The organism is Natronococcus jeotgali DSM 18795 (assembly GCF_000337695.1).
Lineage (GTDB): Archaea > Halobacteriota > Halobacteria > Halobacteriales > Natrialbaceae > Natronococcus > Natronococcus jeotgali.
This window is the reverse complement of record NZ_AOIA01000096.1, coordinates 1-382: the sequence shown is the minus strand read 5'-3', so window position 1 is coordinate 382 and position 382 is coordinate 1. Positions and strand designations below refer to the sequence as shown.

The window sequence follows — 382 nt, the reverse complement described above, 5'->3', positions numbered from 1 at the left end:
CGCTGCGGCTGTACGACTTCTGTCCGATCACCGACGGCTCCGCGGCCCTGTTGTTCTGTCCGGAGTCGATCGCCGAGGAGTACGCCGACGAGTACGCGATCGTTTCCGGCGTCGACGGCGCAACCGATACGCACGTCGTCCACGAGCGGGAGGATCCGACGGTGATGGGCGGAGTCGTCGAGAGCGGGGAAGGCGCCTACGAGATGAGCGGGTACGGGCCCGAGGACATCGACGTCGCGGAACTCCACGATATGTTCACGATTCTGGAGTTCCTCCAGATGGAGGGGCTGGGCTTCGCCGAGCAGGGCGAAGCCTGGAAGCTCGTCGAGGACGGGTACACGGAGCGCGACGGCGAGTTGCCGATCAACACCTCGGGCGGGCT

1 protein-coding gene is annotated in these 382 nt (G+C 66.0%); it reads left to right on the top strand.

What is annotated here, in order from left to right; translation table 11 throughout:
- A partial coding sequence (locus tag C492_RS10455; RefSeq protein WP_169333450.1) for a thiolase family protein occupies window positions 1-382 on the top strand: 382 nt, incomplete at both ends.